This window comes from Desulforamulus hydrothermalis Lam5 = DSM 18033, assembly GCF_000315365.1.
Taxonomy (GTDB): Bacteria; Bacillota; Desulfotomaculia; order Desulfotomaculales; family Desulfotomaculaceae; genus Desulfotomaculum; species Desulfotomaculum hydrothermale.
In genome coordinates this window covers 101,872-117,718 of the sequence record NZ_CAOS01000003.1, presented here as the reverse complement: position 1 = coordinate 117,718, position 15,847 = coordinate 101,872, and the positions used below count along the sequence as shown (strand labels likewise).

The following is a 15,847-nucleotide window of genomic DNA, read 5'->3' as shown; positions in this document are numbered from 1 at the left end:
GCCATTTGACAGCCAACCTGCGTAAAGAAGAACGAACCTTGTTGTATTACATTGCCGCTTATCTGGCTGTAGGGCTGGTTACCCTTTATTTAGGGGACCCGGAGCTGCGGCAGGTTTATCAGTTGTCACTGGCCGGCGGTAAACAGTTACCCTTCTGGTGGTTTGTTATCTTGCTAAGTGTCGGTACTATGGTTGGTTTTTGGCTGATCAGTGTGTATTGGCGGCTGGCCGGATTTTGCTGTGATCCTTATTTATTGCCTATTACAGCCGGCTTAACTGCCCTGGGTTTAATCTTTCTGTTTCGTTTGCGTCCCCAGTATGCCGAGAGGCAGTTTGCCTGGTTATTAATTGGTTTACTGGTGCTGGTCATCCTGACCACCATGTTCAGGAAACCGGACTGGTTGGCTGATTACAAGTATATTTATGCTGCTGTCGGTGTACTGCTGTTGGTACTGCCTATCTTTTTCGGCCAGGAACAGTATGGTGCCCGCAGCTGGTTAAATCTTGGCATATTACAAATTCAGCCCTCAGAATTTGTTAAAATATTATTGGTTTTGTTTTTGGCGGGTTTTCTAGCAGAAAACAGGAGAATTTTATCGGCGGGCCAGCAACAAATTTTTGGCATCAGCATACCGGGCGTCCGCGAGTATGGTCCCCTGGTGGTGATGTGGGGGATTTCCCTGCTAATACTGGTCTTCCAAAAGGATCTGGGAACTGCACTGATTTATTTTTGCACCTTTCTGGCTATGGTATATGTTGCTACCGCCCGCATGTTTTATGTGGGCATAGGATTAGCTTTATTTTTCCTGGGAGGAACCGCAGCTTATCATATTTTTGACCATGTGAGATCAAGGGTGGAAATATGGTTAAATCCCTGGCCTTTTCTGGAGGGGAAAGGGTATCAAATTATTCAATCATTGTTTGCACTGGGATCGGGCGGGATTGCCGGCAGCGGCCTGGGGCAAGGATTGCCTGAATTAATTCCTGCCGTACATACAGATTTTATTTTCTCCGCCATTGTGGAGGAATTGGGGCTGCTGGGCGGCTGTGCAGTACTGCTGCTTTATATGTGCTTTATTTACCGCGGCCTGCTGATTGCCCTGGCGGCCCGCCATGATTTTGCTGCCTTGACAGCCGTTGGCTTAACGGCCCTCATGGGGCTGCAAACCTTTATTATTATTGCAGGAGTGATTAAGCTGCTGCCCATGACCGGGGTAACGCTGCCCTTTATCAGTTACGGCGGCAGTTCCCTGGTGGCCAACTTTGTGTTGCTGGGCTTGCTCCTTAATATTTCCCACGAGGTAAACCGTAACCATGCAGCATAATATTAGAAATCTGGGTTACTTTTTGCTGTGTAACTTTATTTTGCTGATTTTATATTTAAGCTACCTGGTTTTGCAGCAAGGTCAGGAGCTGGCTGTACACCCGCAAAACCGCCGTTTGGCAGCCAGAGAAGCCGGTATAATCAGAGGCACCGTCTATGATCGGCAGGGTGTTGTACTGGCGGAAACAAAATGGTTAGGGGAGCGGGGAAAAAGGATTTATTTAACAGAAAACCATATTTCTCCCTTTGCCCACGTGGTGGGTTATGTTTCTGAGAGATATGGCGCCGCCGGTTTGGAGGCTTCCTACAGTAAGGAATTATTGGGCCTTACCGAGGCAGACACTTTGAATAACCTGTTGGATAAAGTATTAAACCGCCGCCCCCGGGGGCATGATCTGGTGCTGACCCTGGACGCTGCTTTGCAAAGAACAGCCTGGCAGGCCTTAAAGGGCAGGCGGGGGGCGGTGGTGGCACTGGATCCGCAAACCGGTGCAGTACTGGCCATGGTCAGTTCACCGGCCTTTGACAGCAATGCCATTGACCGGCCCGGTGTGTGGCAGGGCTTAAACCTTGATGAGGAAAACGCCCCCCTGCTTAACCGCGCGACCCAAGGGGCCTATCCCCCCGGGTCGGCCTTTAAAATCATTACCGGGGCAGGCATCTTGGCCCGGGCAACTGCTCAAGCGTCCTCAACCGTTGATTGTCCCGGCTATGTGACGGTAGACGGCAACCGGATAGCCGACAACCGGGCTCACGGCACGGTAGATTTTATTAAAGCAATGGCTGTTTCTTGCAACACCTACTTTGCCACGGCAGGAGTAAAAATGGGTTGGCAGGGACTCAGCGATACTTTTAAGAGATTTGGTCTTAATCAAGATCCCGATTTAGGGATACCGGTACGTCCCGGTACTCTGGCTGTCCCTGAGCGACGCAGCCGGAGCCAGCTGGCGGAAACCTCCTTTGGTCAGGGGGATACCTTAATCAGCCCGTTGCATATGGCGCTGGCGGGAGCAGCCATTGCCAACCACGGTGTAATTATGAAGCCTTACCTGGTAAAAGAAGTTCGCAGGGCGGACGGTCAAGTGCTGCGGGTTACCGCAAGCAGTGTCTGGCAGACTGCCGCCGATCCAACGGTGACTGAGATAATTAAGCAAGGGATGATAGCTGCCGTTAAATGGGGTACCGCTTCCCCGGCGGCTATCCCGGGGGTGGAGGTAGCTGGGAAAACAGGCACCGCCGAGACCAAAACCGTCCGGCAGCCTCACAGTTTGCCCCATGCCTGGTTTGTCGGCTTTGCGCCTGCCAATCAACCCAGAGTAGTAGTGGCTGTAATTGTGGAAAAGTCCGGTTCCGGCAGTCGTGTGGCGGCTCCCATCGCCAGAGAAGTAATGGCAGCGTATTTGAGAAGCGAGAACTTATAGGAGTGAGACAGTGATGATAGGCAAACTTCTGGGTAACCGTTATGAAATATTGGAACAATTGGGCGGCGGGGGTATGGCGCTGGTTTGGAAAGGAAAAGATACCTTCCTTAACCGTTTGGTTACCGTTAAAGTTCTCAGGCCGGAGTATGCCAGCGACCAGGACTTTGTACGGCGCTTCCGACGGGAAGCCCAGGCGGTGGCCAGTTTGTCCCACCCCAATATTGTCAGTATATATGATGTCGGACAGGAAAACGGCAGTCATTATCTGGTGATGGAATATGTGGACGGGGAAAGCCTGAAAGAATTAATCCGCCGGGCAGGCCCCTTGTCCCCTGCCAGGGTTATCCAACTGGGACGGCAAATTGCCGAGGCCCTGGAACACGCCCATGAAAACAATATAATTCACAGGGATGTAAAACCCCATAATATTTTAATAACTAAAAGCGGCCGGGCCAAACTGACAGATTTTGGCATTGCCCAAGCCAGCGCTTCCACCCTGACTCATACCGATACCATTGTCGGTTCAGTGCACTATATTTCCCCGGAGCAAGCCAGGGGGGAACCGGCCGGTCCGAAATCCGATATTTATGCCCTGGGCGTGGTACTGTATGAAATGCTCACCGGCCAGGTGCCTTACCAGGGGGACGGTGCAATTGGCGTAGCTTTAAAGCATATTCAAGAACAGCCCTTATCCCTGCGGGAAATTAACCCGGGCGTACCGGAAGACCTGGAACTGGTGGTGCTGCGGGCGATGGATAAATTGCCCGAGCGACGGCACAAAAGTGCCCGGGCCTTGGCTGAGGATTTGGTTTCCATCAGCGAAGAAACCAGAAACATGGCGCTTTATGACCAAGAAGACGAGCACACCAGGGTATTGCCCGGCCCCAACCTAATTAAAGAAGAAGCCAAAGCCAGATCTGCGGCACTTACCCATACCCGGAACAAACGTAAAGGATTAAAACCTGCCGCCTGGGGGGTGTTGGGGTTGCTGGTTGTGCTGTTAACAGGCGGCCTGCTGTTTGCCTTGAACAGTTACCTCAATGTGGCCGAGGCGGAAGTGCCGCCGGTGGTGGGGATTAAACGGGAGGATGCCGAGAGGATTCTTAAAGAGAGAGGATTTAATAATATAACTGTTAACGAGCGGTTTGACGCAAACGCAGAGAAAGGAGTAGTAATCCTCCAGGATCCGAAAGCCCATGATAAGATTAAAGTAACCCGCACCATCCTGCTGGTGGTTAGTAAAGGACCGGATCTGGTAAAAGTACCGGACGTCACCGGCCGGTATTTTGATGAAGCCCGGTTACTGCTGGAGAACGAAGGATTCCAGGTAGATACACCGCAACCTGTATTCAGCAATGATATACCGGCTGATAAAATTGCTGCCCAGGAACCTGCAGGCAATACTCAAGCGCCGCGAGGCAGTCGCATCAAATTGTTTATCAGCAAGGGCCCGCAACCGGCGGTGCAAAAGGTACCCAATCTGGTGGGTTTGACCCAGGAAGCCGCCCGCACGGAATTAAATAAAGCAGGGCTGGAACTGGGCGATGTAATCAGCCAGGCGGAAAGTTTAGATTATTTAAGCGGCCAAATTATTGCTCATCAGCCCGGCGCCGGAGAAGAGGTGGCAGAGGGCACTAAGGTTAATCTAATTCTGAGCAAAGGCCCCGGACCAACCGCCCGGGAGGTAACCGTACGCATTACTGTGCCGGACGACGGACAAACCCACGAAGTTAAGATAGAAACCGAAGACGTCAGGGGCAAATACTACCCTTACATCAGTACCCAGCAGCCGGGAGATCAGATCTCAAGGAGTATACGGGTTTATGGCAAGGCCAAAGTAAGGGTGTATATAGACGGAAATTTGGTGGATGAGAAGGAAATCTGATGTCCTGGTCAAGGAGAGGGTAATTGCGTGTTTGAAGGGGTTTTAATTAGGGCCTACGGTGGATTTTATTATGTCCAAAAGGGCGCGGAAATTTGGCAGTGTACCTTGCGGGGCAAATTTCGTTTGGCAAAAGGTGCCGCTGCTTTGGTGGGAGACCGTGTCAGGGTAACACCCGTGAGAGGTAACACCGGACGCATCGATGAAGTGCTGCCTCGCAAAACAGAACTTTTTCGCCCCCCGGTGGCCAATATAGACCAGGCGGTGATTGTTTTTGCCGTCCAGGACCCGGAGCCAAACTTGGCTCTGCTGGACCGGTTTTTGGTTTTAGCCGAGCATGCCGGTGTGGCTCCGGTGGTATGCTTAAATAAAGCAGACCTGTTGAGCGGCCGACGTGATCACGAGTGGCTCAGGTTGTACCGCAAAATAGGTTATCCGACGGTTATTACCAGCACCCAAAACAATGAAGGTATTGATGACCTGCGTCAATTGCTGGCGGGCAAAACTTCCGTACTGGCAGGCCCTTCCGGAGTAGGAAAGTCCAGCCTGCTAAATGCCGTGCAGCCGGGTTTGCAGTTAAAAACCGGCGAGATCAGCTATAAGTTGAGAAGAGGTAAACATACCACCCGTCACGTTGAATTGTTGCCACTTACGAACGGTGGTTTTGTAGCGGATACTCCGGGTTTTTCCAGTTTGGATTTGCCTGACATGGAAAGGGAAGAGCTGGGATATTGTTTTCCGGAATTTGCTGCCTGTGCGGCAGAGTGCAAATTTAAAGGCTGCCTGCATTGCCACGAACCCCATTGTGCCGTTAAAACAGCCGTAGCGCAGGGATTGATCAATCAGACCCGGTACCAACATTACCTAATGTTTTTAGAGGAAGTTTTGCAGCAGGAGAGGAGATACTAATAATATGCTTAAAATCGCACCGTCAATTTTATCAGCAGATTTTGCTCATCTTGCCCAATCTGTGCAAAAGGTTGAACAAGCCGGTGCCGAGTACCTTCATATTGATGTGATGGACGGTCATTTTGTTCCGAACATTACCTTGGGACCATTGCTTGTCAAAGCACTGCGGCCGCACAGCAAAATGTTCTTTGATGTTCACTTGATGATTGAACAACCCGAACGATATATTGACGACTTTGTACAAGCGGGGGCCGATTTAATCTGTATTCATGCCGAAGCCTGCACCCATCTGCACCGTTGTGTCACGCAAATTAAGGAAACCGGGGCGAAAGTCGGGGTTGCATTAAATCCCCATACGCCTTTAAATGTTATACAATACATCTTACCTTTGCTGGATCTGGTTTTATTAATGACGGTTAATCCCGGCTTTGGCGGGCAAAAATTTATTCCCCAGGTACTGCCTAAAATCGATGAACTTTCCCGCTTAATCAAGCAAAACGGATTGACCGCTGAAATTGAAGTGGACGGCGGCATCAATGCCGAGACAGCTCCTCTGGTAGCCCGGGCGGGCGCCCGGGTATTGGTGGCCGGTTCGGCCGTTTTCGGGGCGCCTGATCCTGCGCAAGCGGTACATGATATCCGCCGGGCAGCCGAACAAGCCACAGCAGCTATCTGTTAGCGGCCGGCTTATGACCGGATCCCAAAAAACTCTATAGTAAAAGGAGGCTGAGATAAATGGCTGTATGGAAATGTCAAAAATGCGGTGCCACCAAAGAAGGCCGCTGCCGTCCCCAGAAATGTGCCTGCGGGGCTACCAAAGAAGATTTTGCCAAAGAAGAAACCAAGTAGCTTTTCCCAAAGTCGTTTCCGGTTCTGCCACCCGACTTCTACAGCAATATAACACCAAAAACAAGCATCCCGTCCACTCTTATAGTGAAACGGGATGTTTTTTATTTTGCACCGTTACAAAATATACTGCCATCACCGGCAGGTTAAAAACTGTTTACGTCAGCAGTATGACCGGCTGTCAGATACGCCCCCGGGTTTAACTGCTTAATGCCGTCAGGATAATGATAAAACTTTTAGTTTAGTCCGGTGCTGTTATTCAGCATGTCTGCCACCAGCCGCAGGGTTGCCACGGTATTTGTGAGTAATATCTCATACAGCATGACCGGCAAAACATCTTGCAGAGTGGCACCCAGTTCACCTGATTGCACCTTTTTGGCCACTATATCACCGGCCCGGTTTAAACTGTTGTTAACCAGGGCGATAATTTCCTCCTGGTGCTCCTGAACAAACTTGTCAACATTGACAGTCATGGTTTTACATTCCTTTCATCATATTTTTCTTTATTATAAACTTAAGTGTGGCGCTTTCCAATGGAAACATTTTTTGTTTTTTCTTGCTAATTCATATTGACCGGTTTGTGATATAATATACAATATCATTAGGCACGAGCTTATTAATTAATTCAGGAGGGATAGTTGTGAATTTATTAATCATGGGCCCCCCCGGCGCCGGCAAAGGCACCCAGGCAGAAGTATTGGTTAAGGAATTAAACATTACCCACATTTCCACCGGCGACATGTTCCGGGCAGCAATTAAGGAAGGTACCGAAATGGGCAAAAAAGCCAAGGAATACATGGATAAAGGTGCCTTGGTACCTGACGAAGTAGTAATTGGTATGGTTAAAGATCGCTTGTCCCAGCCGGATTGCCAACAAGGTTTCCTGTTGGACGGCTTCCCTCGCACTGTTGAGCAGGCGGCCGCCCTGGATGCTACCCTGCAGGACATGGGCATTAAGTTAGACGGCGTAATTAATATTGAAGTACCCCTGGAAAAATTAATGGCCCGCTTAACTGGCCGTCGGGTTTGCAAAGGCTGTGGCGCTTCCTATCACGTTCTTTTTAATCCTCCCAAAGAAGAAGGCAAATGCAACACCTGCGGCGGTGAGCTGTACCAGCGCTCGGACGATAACGAAGAATCCGTGGGCACCCGTTTAAATGCCTATATTGAAAAAACCAAACCCCTGATTGACTATTATGCTGCAAAGGGAATTTTGAAAAACATTAACGGCGATCAAGAAATCAGCAAAGTTTTAGCAGATATTCTGGCCGCTGTAAAATAAGTGTAATATAAAAACAGAACTTTCCGGCCAAACAACCCTGGTCAGCCGATTTTCTCGGTGGCAGGGTTGTTTTGTTTGCCCGCCCTAACCGTTGGGCGGTTAATTTTTTATACTGTTTAGCACCCAACAAAGCGAACAGAACGGCCAAATTATGTCAGTATGCTGCACACAATATTTTTCTTAAAAAATCTTATTTTTTAAAATACTGCCTGGAGGAATTCAACCGCTGTCGTGGAATATTTTTTCGTAGAAATTTTTAATCAAATCTAATATTTTGTCGCATCGGGAGGTGATTAAACTACTGACAGGTCTAACGCGGTAAAGCAAGTGTGCACCGAGCAAAGAATCAGAGGGGGATTAATTAGTATGAAAAAGGTTCGTTTTGCTGCCCTCTTGGCAGTAATGGTGATGCTGGCAGTTTTAGCAGCTGGCTGCGGCAGCGGTGGCGCTCAACAAGAGCAAAAAGCTGCGTCTGCCAATGAAATCGTCATTGGCGGTAACTTTGAGTTAAGCGGTAACGTAGCTACCTTTGGCACAGCTGCGGCTAACGGAGCCGAGTTATACTTCGATGAAGTAAACGCCGCCGGCGGAGTGCTGAATAAAAAGATCAAGTTTGTTAAGTTGGATAACAAATCCGATGCCACCGAAGCTGCCAACGTAGCCACCCGTTTAATCACTCAGGATAAAGTGGCAGCCATTCTTGGCGCTACCACCTCAGGTGATACCCTTGGCTTTATCCAGGTGGCGGCCGACAATAAAATCCCCGTCTTAACCACCTCAGCCACCAACCCGGATGTAACTGTGGACCCCAATAGCAAACAGGTGCGCGAATACGTGTTCCGTGCATGTTTTATTGACCCCTTCCAGGGCACCGTAATGGCCAACTTTGCCATTAAAGATCTGAAAGCCAAGACAGCAGTCATCTATGTTGATAACAACTCTCCCTATTCCAAAGGCTTAGCTCAATTCTTTAAAGAATCTTTCACCAAACAAGGCGGCAATATTCTCGGTGAGGAAGCCTTCGTGCCGGAAGATCAGGATTTTAAAGCTACCCTGACCAAGATTAAAGGTTTGAATCCTGATGTTGTATATTGCCCCGGCTACTACGAGCAGGTTGGTAAAATCGTTAAACAGGGACGTGAAGTGGGTATTACGGTTCCCTTCCTGGGCGGCGACGGATGGGATTCTCCCAAGCTGGCCGAAATTGCCGGCGCCCAAGCTCTCAACAACACCTATTTCAGCAACCACTACTCCTCTGAACAGGATGATCCTAACGTTAAGGCATTTGTAGAAAAATACAAAGCTAAATTCGGTCAGGTGCCTGATTCTATGGCTGCTCTCGGTTATGACGCGGCCATACTGATTGTTGATGCCATTAAGCGTTCCGGTGACGGAAGTCCTGAAAAAATTAAAGAAGCTCTCAAAGCAACCAAAGATGTACAGGCTGTTACCGGAAAACTGTCCTTTGACGAAAACCACAACCCGATCAAGGGTGCCGCTATTCTGGAAATGAAAGACGGCAAGCAAGTTTATAAAACATATGTAAATCCTTAAAATCACCGGGCTGATCATTCTATAGGTGAGGGGGTAACCCCTCACCTGTCTGCAAAACAACGAATTGGGGTGGCATCTTTGGAAGTTTTTTTACAACAACTGATTAACGGTATTTCACTGGGCAGCATCTACGCGCTGATAGCCCTGGGATATACAATGGTTTACGGTATTGTCCAATTAATTAACTTTGCCCACGGCGATATTTATATGGTGGGTGCCTATCTGGGTTTTTTTGCCACAGCCGTTCTGGGCTGGTCCTTTGTACCGGCTCTGCTGTTAGCTATGGTGGTTTGCGCTATCCTGGGCATGGTCATTGAGAAACTGGCTTACACTCCATTGCGCAACGCCCCGAGGATTGCCGCATTGATTACCGCCATTGGTGTTTCACTGTTTCTGGAATACGGTATGATGTTGATGGTAACGCCCCAAGTACGGACCTTTCCTCAGGTTTTGCCCGAAGTGCAATACAAACTTTTCGGTGATTTGGTTATTACCAACCGCCAAATCATTATTCTGGTGGTTACTGTTGCATTAATGGTACTGCTGCAGTACATTGTGCATAAAACAAAAATCGGTAAGGCAATGCGGGCTGTTTCCCATGATAAACAAACAGCTCAATTAATGGGTATCAATGTTAATAAGACCATTTCAGCAACCTTTGCCATTGGCTCCGCCCTGGCGGCGGCGGCAGGCGTGCTGGTGGGAATTTATTATAACGCCATTAATCCTTTGATGGGTATTATGCCCGGCTTGAAGGCCTTTGTAGCGGCCGTACTGGGGGGCATTGGCATCATCCCCGGAGCAATGACCGGTGGTTTCTTGTTGGGAATTGTGGAGGCGATGGTAAGCGGTTATGGTAAATCCCTTTACCGTGACCCGGTGGCCTTTATCATCCTGATCATTATTTTGATTGTCAAACCGGCCGGCTTGTTTGGTAAGAATGTCCGGGAGAAAGTGTAGGTGATGTCAATGTACGAGCGTAAAATCGGCAAGCAGATAGGTATTTTATTAATTTTGATTGCTGTTTGGGGTGCGGTCGATTTTCTGATTAAAGGCGGCATTCTTAATCCTTACTATGAGTTAAACCTTATCTTAATCGGCATTAACGTAATATTGGCCGTAAGCCTGAACTTAATTAACGGCTTTAACGGACAATTTTCCATCGGGCACGCCGGCTTCATGGCCGTGGGTGCCTACGGAGCTGCCATGATTACCCTTAAGGCCCACTTGCCTTTTATCATTGCCCTGCTGGTGGGGGCGTTGCTGGCTGCCCTTTGCGGTGTTCTGGTAGGTCTGCCTACCCTGCGCCTGCGTGGTGATTACCTGGCCATTGCCACCCTGGGTTTTGGTGAAATCATTCGGGGCCTTATTGTTAATATTGATTATATCGGTGGTGCCTATGGCCTTTCCGGCATCCCCAAATTAGCCAACTGGACCTGGGTTTTTTGGTTAACCGTGTTGACAGTGCTGGTCATTTGGAACTTTGTCAATTCTACGCACGGCAGAGCCACTATATCTATCCGAGAAAACGAAATTGCCGCCGAGGCCATGGGCATTCATACAACCAAGTATAAGGTAATGGCCTTTACCATCGGTTCGCTGTTTGCCGGTCTGGCCGGCGGTTTGCATGCCCATTATTTTTATACCATTCAACCAAACACCTTTAACTTTCTAAAATCCTTTGATATTTTAGTTATGGTGGTATTGGGGGGACAGGGCAGTATAACCGGTTCGATTATAGCAGCCATTGTGCTGACCATTATCTCTGCTTCTTTGCAAAAATTTGCCGAACTGCGTTTGGTTATATATGCGCTGCTGCTGATTATCATCATGCTGTTCCGGCCCCAGGGCCTGATGGGAACCAAGGAATTCAGCCTGCGCTTATTCCGTAAAAAATCGAAAGATAAGGAGGAAAAACAACATGGCACTGCTGTCAGTCAATGACCTGTCCATATCTTTCGGGGGTTTAAAGGCTGTTTCCAATTTTAACATGCAACTTCCCAAAAATGCTCTGGCGGGCTTGATCGGTCCTAACGGGGCAGGTAAAACAACTGTGTTCAACATGTTGACGGGTGTGTATTTGCCTACCTCCGGTGATATAAAACTGGACGGCAAGAGCCTGGTGGGTTTAAAACCATACCAAATTAACCATCGAGGCATAGCCCGGACCTTTCAAAACATACGCCTGTTTAATGACCTGACGGTAATAGACAATTTAAAGATTGCCTATCACCGCCACGCCAAATACGGGCTGGTGGGGGCAATCTGCCGGCTGCCGGGTTTTTATGCCGGGGAAAAAGAAATACATGAAAAATCCATGGAACTTTTAAAGATTTTTAAACTGGAACATAAATATAACGAACTGGCTAAAAACTTGCCCTATGGTGAGCAGCGGCGGTTGGAAATAGCTCGGGCGATGGCTACCCAGCCCCGCCTGTTGTTGTTGGACGAACCGGCCGCAGGCATGAATCCGCAGGAAACCCACGAATTAATGGAATTGATCCGCTGGATCAGGCAACAATTTGATTTAACCATCCTGCTGATTGAGCATGATATGTCGCTGGTGATGGGAGTTTGCGAGATAATCTACGTGCTGGATTACGGCCAAATTATTGCCATCGGCACACCGGAGGAGATTCGCAACAACCGGCGGGTAATTGAAGCTTATCTGGGAGAGGAGGCCTCCTAAATGCTGAAAGTGGAAGACGTTCATGTATATTACGGTGCCATCCATGCCCTTAAAGGCATTTCTTTGGAGGTTCCCCAGGGGCAGATCGTTACTCTGATTGGCGCAAACGGCGCCGGCAAAACCTCCACCTTGAATACCATATGTGGTTTGCTCAAACCCAAAAGCGGCCGGGTTGTTTTTGAAGGCAAAGATATTACCGGCTTGGCGACACCGGAAATAGTTAAAATGGGGTTGACCCAAGTGCCGGAAGGGCGCAGAATTTTTGCCAATATGCCCGTATACGAAAATCTTGAGCTGGGTGCCTTTTTGAATAAAAACAAAAGCGAAGTGGCTGAATCCATGGAACATGTGTACAACAGATTTCCCCGGCTGCGCGAAAGGAAAAACCAGCTGGCAGGCAGTTTATCCGGCGGCGAGCAGCAAATGCTGGCCATGGGGCGTGCTTTGATGTCCAAGCCACGCCTGCTGTTATTGGATGAGCCTTCTATGGGCTTATCGCCTATTTTGGTAAAAGAAATTTTTTCCATTATCAAAGAATTAAATGAGCAGGGTACTACCATCTTGCTGGTGGAACAAAATGCCAAAATGGCCTTGTCTATTGCCCACCGGGGCTATGTGGTTGAAACCGGGCGAATTGTCCTGGCGGGAGATGCCAGGGAACTGCTGGAATCACCCGAAGTCAAAAAAGCATATTTAGGCGGCTAGATGACATGTGTCAATTGCTTGCACACAACTTGACACATGTTCATAAAAAGATTCAAACAGATGCAGGAATTTTTGCAGTACTGTGGAATTAATTTTCTTAAGGTAACGTAAGAAAAAAATGTAACCTGGATGTGAGAGGCTATGGGGAGGTACCATGAATTTAACCCAAAAGCCTGTGATTTGCACAATCTGCCTGTCCAGGAAGTTGATGAGTCAATCTCTGTAAAGGAAGGACAGAGATTGCTGCAATCAGGCCTTTTGGGCGGTTTGTTATTGCGTGTCAAAGACCGGCACATGGTTATTTTAGCTTGCGATTTAATCTTTGCGGCGGAAAATGCTGCTTTGCACACGGTAGCACGGCGACCGGCTTTATTCATTAACGAACAGCTGACCATTGATGAACTGTTTAAACAATGGATAAAAAATCCTACAGCAATACCTGTCATCAAAGACAGTCACAATCGACCGGCAGGTATGCTTGATCCCCTGCAGGCAGCCAATGCCCTGCAAAAAGAGTTGGTCAGGGTGCTAAGTTATTTCGAAACCCTTTTATGCCAGGTTAATGAAAGCATTTGCGGCATTGACAAACAGCACCGGGTGGTGGTGTGGAACCCTAAAGCTGAAGAACTTTACGGGGTTAAGGCAGAGAAAATTTTGTCTGCCCGCATTGAAGATTTTTTCACTAACTTGCGTATCAGCAATTGCATGCACGAAAAGAAAGAGCTTAAGGGCCACTACCATCAACCCTGCGAAGGAACCCATGTCCTGATTAATGCAGCGCCGGTGCAGTGGCAGGATAAAGTAATCGGCGGCCTGGCAGTGGAAAAAGATATTACGGAACTGGTACAGCTGAACCAGGAATTAACCAAAGCCAGTTCCCAGGTGAAATTGCTGGAACAGGAAATCCGTAAGATTTCCGGACAGGATTGTGCTTTTCGCAAGCTGATTGGACGCAGTCAGGTTATGCAAAACCTGATTGCCTTTGGTAAAAAAATCAGTACAACGGACGCAACCGTTTTGCTAAGGGGAGAAAGCGGCACCGGCAAGGAATTGATGGCCCGTGCCATTCACCAAAACAGCTCCCGCCACATGAATCCTTTTATTGTAGTTAATTGCGGTGCCATTCCCAATAACCTGTTTGAAAGCGAACTTTTTGGTTACGAGGGAGGGGCGTTCACCGGAGCAGACCGGAAAGGTAAGCCCGGCATGTTTGAACTGGCTAACGGGGGCACGCTGTTTTTGGATGAAGTAGGTGAAATGTCTGTAGAAATGCAGGCCAAATTGCTGCGGGTACTGCAAGAAGGTGTTTTTTACCGGGTGGGCGGAGCGCAACCGGTGCAGGTTAACGTAAGGGTGCTGGCAGCCACCCACCGGGACCTGGAGGCGATGATCAACCGCCGCCAGTTCAGAGAAGATCTGTATTACCGGCTGAATGTTGTTTCCTTGGAAATTCCCCCGTTGCGCGAAAGAAAGGAAGATATACCTGAGCTGGTGCACCTGTTTATGCAGGAATTCTGCCGCAAATACGACAAATCCATTAAAAAAATCGAACCGGCGGTGATGAGTTCCTTTTTAGATTATACCTGGCCCGGTAATGTGCGGGAGTTAAAGAATGCCGTCGAACGACTGGTCGTGCTCACCGACGGTGATGTCATTGACGAACAGGCATTGCCGGAAAACCTGCGCCGCAATACTTATATATCTCTGGTGACAAGTCCGGTTGCCCAAGGTAAACTGATGAATGTGGCCGTCGAAGCTGAAAAACAACTGATCCTTAAAACTTTGCAGCAAGTCAGGGGCAACCGCTCGGAGGCGGCCAGGGTGCTGGGTATTCCCAGAAGCACTTTATATTATAAACTGCGTCAACTGGGTATTCCTGCTAAAGGATAACATCAAGCATACGGGAGGTGAGTTCATTTATTAATTAATTAGCTTAATCTGTAATAATTAAATAATAAAGAAGGAGGCAGATTAGAGAGATGAAAAAAAGTAATGTATGGAAGCTGTTAGTGCTGTTGGCAGTGACTGCCCTGATCCTGGCGGGCTGTGGCGGCAGCCAGGAGAAAAAGGCGGCAGAAGGGGAAAAAGCCGCTTCCGGCGGGGATACCATTAAGATTGGTTTCCTGGGCGCCAAAACCGGCGGGCATGCTGCTTACGGCGTAGAAACCCTCAAAGGAATGCAAATGGCCGCCAAGGACATTAATGACGCCGGCGGTTTACTTGGCAAGAAAATTGAAATTATTGAAGAAGACCATGGCAGCAAGGTTTCTGAGGGTACCAACGTAACCCAGAAACTGATTACCCGTGACAAGGTTGTAGCCATTGTGGGCGATCCCACCACCGGTATTACCAAGGCAGCCGCTCCCATTGCTCAGCAAAATAAAGTTGTGCTGCTGTCCGCCGGTGCTGTAGGCACCGGTGTCGTGGAAATCGGTGACTACATTTTCCGCGATACCCTGCTGGATGCCGTGGCTGCCCCGGCTGTTACCAAATACCTCAATGAAAAGCTGGGTTGGAAGAAAGTAGCGGTTATCACTTCCATGAATAATGACTACAGCGTTGGCTTAACCAAACTCTTTAAAGAAGCATTGGCTGCCAACAAGATGGAAATTGTTGCGGAACAGAGCATCCAGGACGGCGATCAAAACTTTGCTGCCCAGGTTACCGCTATAAAAGATAAAAACCCGGATGGCATTATTTTCACCGGTTACTACACTGAGGGCGGCCTGTTTATGAAGGAAGCCAGAAAACAAGGTATGAAAGCTGTTATGGTAGGCGGCGACGGCCTGCTGTCTGACGTGCTGATGAAGATGGGCGGCGACGCAGTGGAAGGCAGCATGGTATACTGTGGTTTTGCTGCGGACGAAGAAAAAGCAGGCGAAAAAACCAAGAAGTTTATCGAGGCTTATAAAGCAGGCAACAACGGTGCCCTGCCCGATATGTTCTCTGCTCAAGGTTATGACGCCGTCATGCTGATTGCGGATGCCATTAAGGCTGCCGGCAGTGACAATCCTGAACAATTCCGCGCTGAACTGGCTAAGACCAAAGACTGGACCGGCGTATCCGGTACCATTACCTTCCGGGAAAACCGGGAACCTATCAAGAGTCCTGTCTACCTGCTGGAAGTTAAAGGCGGTAAGTTTGTTGTAAAAGAAACGGTGGATGTTAAGTAAACCGGAAATAAAAAATTAAGATTAAAAGGTTGCAGCCATTCGTATTCTGTAATGGCTGCAAC

15 protein-coding genes are annotated in these 15,847 nt (G+C 48.6%); 14 read left to right on the top strand and 1 reads right to left on the bottom strand.

Annotation, left to right across the window (positions count from 1 at the left end; all coding sequences use genetic code 11):
- Positions 1-5: 5 nt before the first annotated feature.
- Genes DESHY_RS01700 through DESHY_RS14790 form a run of 6 tightly spaced genes read left to right on the top strand, consistent with a single transcriptional unit; the run spans position 6 to position 6,385 of the window.
- Complete coding sequence (locus tag DESHY_RS01700) at positions 6-1,325, top strand: FtsW/RodA/SpoVE family cell cycle protein (protein WP_048817798.1); 1,320 nt, start codon at positions 6-8, stop codon at positions 1,323-1,325.
- Positions 1,315-2,745: a peptidoglycan D,D-transpeptidase FtsI family protein gene (locus tag DESHY_RS01695; RefSeq protein ID WP_008409953.1), complete on the top strand. Its 1,431-nt coding sequence runs from the start codon at positions 1,315-1,317 to the stop codon at positions 2,743-2,745. Before DESHY_RS01700 ends, DESHY_RS01695 begins: the two co-directional genes overlap by 11 nt.
- Positions 2,746-2,758: 13 nt before the next feature.
- Complete coding sequence (pknB, locus tag DESHY_RS01690) at positions 2,759-4,630, top strand: Stk1 family PASTA domain-containing Ser/Thr kinase (protein ID WP_008409952.1); 1,872 nt, start codon at positions 2,759-2,761, stop codon at positions 4,628-4,630.
- A gap of 27 nt (positions 4,631-4,657) precedes the next feature.
- On the top strand, positions 4,658-5,536 hold the full coding sequence (gene rsgA, locus DESHY_RS01685) for a ribosome small subunit-dependent GTPase A (protein ID WP_008409951.1): 879 nt from the start codon (positions 4,658-4,660) through the stop codon (positions 5,534-5,536).
- 4 nt (positions 5,537-5,540) lie between these two features.
- Positions 5,541-6,215 carry a ribulose-phosphate 3-epimerase gene (rpe, locus tag DESHY_RS01680; protein WP_008409949.1) on the top strand — a complete coding sequence of 225 codons (675 nt, stop codon included), beginning with the start codon at positions 5,541-5,543 and terminating at the stop codon, positions 6,213-6,215.
- Between the two features lie 56 nt (positions 6,216-6,271).
- The gene (locus DESHY_RS14790; protein WP_337999081.1) at positions 6,272-6,385 is read left to right on the top strand and encodes an RCKP-type rubredoxin-like domain-containing protein; all 114 of its coding nucleotides are present in this window, start codon (positions 6,272-6,274) and stop codon (positions 6,383-6,385) included.
- 233 nt (positions 6,386-6,618) lie between these two features.
- On the opposite strand, the gene DESHY_RS01675 is transcribed toward DESHY_RS14790, so the two are convergent.
- Positions 6,619-6,855 carry a hypothetical protein gene (locus DESHY_RS01675; protein WP_008409948.1) on the bottom strand — a complete coding sequence of 79 codons (237 nt, stop codon included), beginning with the start codon at positions 6,853-6,855 and terminating at the stop codon, positions 6,619-6,621.
- A 167-nt stretch (positions 6,856-7,022) separates the two neighbouring features.
- Here DESHY_RS01675 and DESHY_RS01670 point away from each other — a divergent pair, with 167 nt between their 5' ends.
- The 8 genes from DESHY_RS01670 (at position 7,023) to DESHY_RS01630 (ending at position 15,785) form a co-directional block, all read left to right on the top strand.
- Positions 7,023-7,664 carry an adenylate kinase gene (locus DESHY_RS01670; protein ID WP_008409945.1) on the top strand — a complete coding sequence of 214 codons (642 nt, stop codon included), beginning with the start codon at positions 7,023-7,025 and terminating at the stop codon, positions 7,662-7,664.
- Positions 7,665-8,030: 366 nt separating this feature from the next.
- Positions 8,031-9,218 (top strand): ABC transporter substrate-binding protein, encoded by a 1,188-nt coding sequence (locus DESHY_RS01660; protein ID WP_008409944.1) that lies wholly within the window; start codon positions 8,031-8,033, stop codon positions 9,216-9,218.
- 78 nt (positions 9,219-9,296) lie between these two features.
- Positions 9,297-10,178 carry a branched-chain amino acid ABC transporter permease gene (locus tag DESHY_RS01655; protein ID WP_008409942.1) on the top strand — a complete coding sequence of 294 codons (882 nt, stop codon included), beginning with the start codon at positions 9,297-9,299 and terminating at the stop codon, positions 10,176-10,178.
- 3 nt (positions 10,179-10,181) lie between these two features.
- Positions 10,182-11,162 carry a branched-chain amino acid ABC transporter permease gene (locus DESHY_RS01650; RefSeq protein WP_048817847.1) on the top strand — a complete coding sequence of 327 codons (981 nt, stop codon included), beginning with the start codon at positions 10,182-10,184 and terminating at the stop codon, positions 11,160-11,162.
- Entirely contained in the window at positions 11,140-11,907 is a 768-nt protein-coding gene (locus tag DESHY_RS01645) for an ABC transporter ATP-binding protein (RefSeq protein WP_008409940.1), read from the top strand. Before DESHY_RS01650 ends, DESHY_RS01645 begins: the two co-directional genes overlap by 23 nt.
- Positions 11,908-12,612 carry an ABC transporter ATP-binding protein gene (locus DESHY_RS01640; protein ID WP_008409939.1) on the top strand — a complete coding sequence of 235 codons (705 nt, stop codon included), beginning with the start codon at positions 11,908-11,910 and terminating at the stop codon, positions 12,610-12,612.
- A gap of 141 nt (positions 12,613-12,753) precedes the next feature.
- Complete coding sequence (locus tag DESHY_RS01635) at positions 12,754-14,502, top strand: sigma-54 interaction domain-containing protein (protein ID WP_008409938.1); 1,749 nt, start codon at positions 12,754-12,756, stop codon at positions 14,500-14,502.
- 89 nt (positions 14,503-14,591) lie between these two features.
- A complete protein-coding gene (locus DESHY_RS01630; RefSeq protein WP_008409937.1) occupies positions 14,592-15,785 on the top strand; it encodes an ABC transporter substrate-binding protein in 1,194 nt (397 codons plus the stop codon).
- The last annotated feature ends 62 nt before the right edge of the window (positions 15,786-15,847 follow it).

Excerpts from the sequence above, each read along its gene's own strand:
- DESHY_RS01695 (WP_008409953.1), top strand. The coding sequence starts at position 1,315 with ATGCAGCATAATATTAGAAATCTGGGTTACTTTTTGCTGTGTAACTTT.
- pknB (WP_008409952.1), top strand. The coding sequence starts at position 2,759 with ATGATAGGCAAACTTCTGGGTAACCGTTATGAAATATTGGAACAATTG.
- rpe (WP_008409949.1), top strand. The coding sequence starts at position 5,541 with ATGCTTAAAATCGCACCGTCAATTTTATCAGCAGATTTTGCTCATCTT.
- DESHY_RS14790 (WP_337999081.1), top strand. The coding sequence starts at position 6,272 with ATGGCTGTATGGAAATGTCAAAAATGCGGTGCCACCAAAGAAGGCCGC.
- DESHY_RS01675 (WP_008409948.1), bottom strand. The coding sequence starts at position 6,855 with ATGACTGTCAATGTTGACAAGTTTGTTCAGGAGCACCAGGAGGAAATT.
- DESHY_RS01660 (WP_008409944.1), top strand. The coding sequence starts at position 8,031 with ATGAAAAAGGTTCGTTTTGCTGCCCTCTTGGCAGTAATGGTGATGCTG.
- DESHY_RS01650 (WP_048817847.1), top strand. The coding sequence starts at position 10,182 with ATGTCAATGTACGAGCGTAAAATCGGCAAGCAGATAGGTATTTTATTA.
- DESHY_RS01645 (WP_008409940.1), top strand. The coding sequence starts at position 11,140 with ATGGCACTGCTGTCAGTCAATGACCTGTCCATATCTTTCGGGGGTTTA.
- DESHY_RS01640 (WP_008409939.1), top strand. The coding sequence starts at position 11,908 with ATGCTGAAAGTGGAAGACGTTCATGTATATTACGGTGCCATCCATGCC.
- DESHY_RS01635 (WP_008409938.1), top strand. The coding sequence starts at position 12,754 with ATGGGGAGGTACCATGAATTTAACCCAAAAGCCTGTGATTTGCACAAT.
- DESHY_RS01630 (WP_008409937.1), top strand. The coding sequence starts at position 14,592 with ATGAAAAAAAGTAATGTATGGAAGCTGTTAGTGCTGTTGGCAGTGACT.